This is a genomic window from Aquisphaera insulae (genome assembly GCF_011064615.1).
GTDB classification, from domain to species: Bacteria; Planctomycetota; Planctomycetia; order Isosphaerales; family Isosphaeraceae; genus Aquisphaera; species Aquisphaera insulae.
On sequence record NZ_JAALJH010000261.1, the window covers coordinates 1 to 483 of the forward strand.

The 483-nt window shown below is 76.0% G+C and carries 1 pseudogene; it reads left to right on the forward strand.

Annotation, left to right across the window (positions count from 1 at the left end):
* Window positions 1-483: pseudogene (locus tag G6O54_RS37065) on the forward strand (hypothetical protein); the annotation flags it as partial.

Below are 483 nucleotides of genomic sequence, written 5' to 3' on the forward strand. Positions count from 1 at the left end.
CCGCTGGCGGCATGGCTGATCGGGCTGGGCCTGCGGGTGATCTGGATCCCGCCGCGGACGCCGCAGGACAACGGCGTGGTGGAGCGGAGCCAGGGGCTGGCCAAGGCCTGGGCCGAGCCGGAGCGGTGCGGCTCGACGGAGGAGCTGCAGCGGCGGCTGGACGAGGAGGACCGGGTGCAGCGGGAGTCGTACCCGCACGCCGGGTTCGCCTCGCGTGCGGCGGCGTACCCGGGGCTGGGGCACTCGGGGCGGCCCTACGACCCGGCGTGGGAGCGGGCGAACTGGTCGTGGGGCCGGGTGCTGGCGCACCTGGCGGGCGTGCCGGTGGCGCGGCGGGTGGACGGCAGCGGCAAGGTCGGGCTGTACCACGGCAAGGTCTACGTGGGGTGGGTGAACCGGGGGAAGGAGGTGGTCGTGCAGTGCGACGCGGAGGAGGCCGAGTGGGTGATCAGCGACCGCGGCGGGGTGGAGCTGTGCCGCCGG